Source organism: Micromonospora sp. NPDC049801 (assembly GCF_040656575.1).
Taxonomy (GTDB): Bacteria; Actinomycetota; Actinomycetes; order Mycobacteriales; family Micromonosporaceae; genus Micromonospora.
In genome coordinates this window covers 1,827-5,203 of record NZ_JBFAMS010000042.1, presented here as the reverse complement: position 1 = coordinate 5,203, position 3,377 = coordinate 1,827, and the positions used below count along the sequence as shown (strand labels likewise).

Below are 3,377 nucleotides of genomic sequence, written 5' to 3'. Positions count from 1 at the left end.
CTGAAAGATTGTCCGGCGGTGTCCTACTCTCCCACACCCTCACGAGTGCAGTACCATCGGCGCTGGAGGGCTTAGCTTCCGGGTTCGGAATGTGACCGGGCGTTTCCCCTCCGCCATGACCGCCGTAACTCTATGAACATATCAACCATCACCAACACGGGTGGGTGTTTGTTCAGAGTTGCACAGTGGACGCGTAGCAGCTTAGTAGTCAAGTCCTCGGCCTATTAGTACCGGTCAACTGAACCCGTTACCGGGCTTACATTTCCGGCCTATCAACCCAGTCGTCTAGCTGGGGGCCTTACCCCACCAAAGGTGGGTGGGATACCTCATCTTGAAGCAGGCTTCCCGCTTAGATGCTTTCAGCGGTTATCCCTTCCGAACGTAGCTAACCAGCCGTGCCCTTGGCAGGACAACTGGCACACCAGAGGTTCGTCCGTCCCGGTCCTCTCGTACTAGGGACAGCCCTTCTCAAGTATCCTACGCGCACGGCGGATAGGGACCGAACTGTCTCACGACGTTCTAAACCCAGCTCGCGTACCGCTTTAATGGGCGAACAGCCCAACCCTTGGGACCTGCTACAGCCCCAGGATGCGACGAGCCGACATCGAGGTGCCAAACCATCCCGTCGATATGGACTCTTGGGGAAGATCAGCCTGTTATCCCCGGGGTACCTTTTATCCGTTGAGCGACACCGCTTCCACTCGCAAGTGCCGGATCACTAGTCCCGACTTTCGTCCCTGCTCGACCTGTCAGTCTCACAGTCAAGCTCCCTTGTGTACTTGCACTCAACACCTGATTGCCAACCAGGCTGAGGGAACCTTTGGGCGCCTCCGTTACCTTTTAGGAGGCAACCGCCCCAGTTAAACTACCCACCAGACACTGTCCCTGAACCGGATAACGGTCCGAAGTTAGATACCCAAATCAACCAGAGTGGTATTTCAAGATTGCCTCCACCCATACTGGCGTATGGACTTCACCGGCTCCCACCTATCCTACACAAGCTAACTCAAGTACCAATGTCAAGCTATAGTAAAGGTCCCGGGGTCTTTCCGTCCTGCCGCGCGTAACGAGCATCTTTACTCGTACTGCAATTTCGCCGGGCCTGTGGTTGAGACAGTGGGGAAGTCGTTACGCCATTCGTGCAGGTCGGAACTTACCCGACAAGGAATTTCGCTACCTTAGGATGGTTATAGTTACCACCGCCGTTTACTGGCGCTTAAGTTCTCCGCTTCGCCCCGAAGAGCTAACAGGTCCCCTTAACGTTCCAGCACCGGGCAGGCGTCAGTCCATATACATCGAATTACTTCTTCGCATGGACCTGTGTTTTTAGTAAACAGTCGCTTCCCCCTGCTCTCTGCGGCCATACAACGCTCCACCCGCGCGGGGCTTCACGTCTCCGGCCCCCCTTCTCCCTAAGTTACGGGGGCAATTTGCCGAGTTCCTTAACCACAGTTCGCCCGATCGCCTCGGTATTCTCTACCTGACCACCTGTGTCGGTTTGGGGTACGGGCCGCTAAGAACTCGCTAGAGGCTTTTCTCGGCAGCATAGGATCACTGACTTCACCTGAATCGGCTCGGCATCACGTCTCAGCCTTCATGCGTCGCGGATTTGCCTACGACACGGCCTACACGCTTACCCCGGCACAACCACCGGCCGGGCTCAGCTACCTTCCTGCGTCACCCCATCGCTTGACTACTACCCGCCAGGTTCCCACGCTCCCTCAGATCAGTCCGAAGACCTCACCAAGTTCGGGTGGTTAGCACAACGAGGTTCATCAGGGACGCTCTTTCGCGGGTACGGGAATATCAACCCGTTGTCCATCGACTACGCCTCTCGGCCTCGCCTTAGGTCCCGACTCACCCAGGGCGGATTAGCCTGGCCCTGGAACCCTTGGTCATCCGGCGGAAGGGTTTCTCACCCTTCTTTCGCTACTCATGCCTGCATTCTCACTCGTGCCGCGTCCACAACTGGGTCACCCCGCTGCTTCACTCGCGGCACGACGCTCCCCTACCCATCCACACACCTGCACAAGGAATCAAGTCCAAGCGAGGTTAAAATGTGAATGCCACAGCTTCGGCGGTGTGCTTGAGCCCCGCTACATTGTCGGCGCGGAACCACTTGACCAGTGAGCTATTACGCACTCTTTAAAGGGTGGCTGCTTCTAAGCCAACCTCCTGGTTGTCTATGCGACCCCACATCCTTTTCCACTTAGCACACGCTTAGGGGCCTTAGCTGGTGATCTGGGCTGTTTCCCTCTCGACTACGAAGCTTATCCCCCGCAGTCTCACTGCCGCGCTCTCACTTACCGGCATTCGGAGTTTGGCTGATTTCGGTAAGCTTGTGGGCCCCCTAGACCATCCAGTGCTCTACCTCCGGCAAGAAACACGCGACGCTGCACCTAAATGCATTTCGGGGAGAACCAGCTATCACGGAGTTTGATTGGCCTTTCACCCCTAACCACAGGTCATCCCCCAACTTTTCAACGTTGGTGGGTTCGGCCCTCCACGCGGTCTTACCCGCGCTTCAGCCTGCCCATGGCTAGATCACTCCGCTTCGGGTCTAGAGCATGCGACTAAAGCGCCCTATTCAGACTCGCTTTCGCTACGGCTCCCCCACACGGGTTAACCTCGCCACATGCCACTAACTCGCAGGCTCATTCTTCAAAAGGCACGCCGTCACCCCGCAAGGCTCCGACGGATTGTAGGCGAACGGTTTCAGGTACTATTTCACTCCCCTCCCGGGGTACTTTTCACCATTCCCTCACGGTACTCGTCCGCTATCGGTCACCAGGAAGTATTTAGGCTTACCAGGTGGTCCTGGCAGATTCACGGCAGATTTCAGGGGTCCGCCGCTACTCGGGAACACCCACAGAAGGTCAACAGCTTTCACCTACCGGACTCTCACCGTCTACGGTCAGCCATTCCAGACTGTTCGACTAGCCATCAACTTTGTAACTTCTCCAACAGATGTCAGTCTGTTGAGCAGGGTCCCACAACCCCGACCACGCAACCCCTGACAGGTATCACACGCAGCCGGTTTAGCCTCAATCCGCTTTCGCTCGCCACTACTCACGGAATCACTAAATTGTTTTCTCTTCCTACGGGTACTGAGATGTTTCACTTCCCCGCGTTCCCTCCACACACCCTATGTGTTCAGGTGTGGGTGACACCACATGACTGGTGCCAGGTTTCCCCATTCGGACACCCTGGGATCACAGCTTGGTTGACAGCTCCCCCAGGCCTATCGCGGCCTCCCACGTCCTTCATCGGCTCCTGGTGCCAAGGCATTCACCGTTCGCCCTTGACAACTTGACCACAAAGATGCTCGCGTCCACTGTGCAATTCTCAACAAACAACCAACCCACAACCCGAAACAC

Annotated in this window: 2 rRNA genes; both read right to left on the bottom strand. The window is 56.4% G+C overall.

Annotation, left to right across the window (positions count from 1 at the left end):
• Positions 1 to 10: 10 nt before the first annotated feature.
• Positions 11 to 127, bottom strand: a 5S ribosomal RNA gene (gene rrf, locus AB0I89_RS33660).
• A 77-nt stretch (positions 128 to 204) separates the two neighbouring features.
• Positions 205 to 3,315: ribosomal RNA gene (locus AB0I89_RS33655) — 23S ribosomal RNA — on the bottom strand.
• Between the last annotated feature and the right edge of the window lie 62 nt (positions 3,316 to 3,377).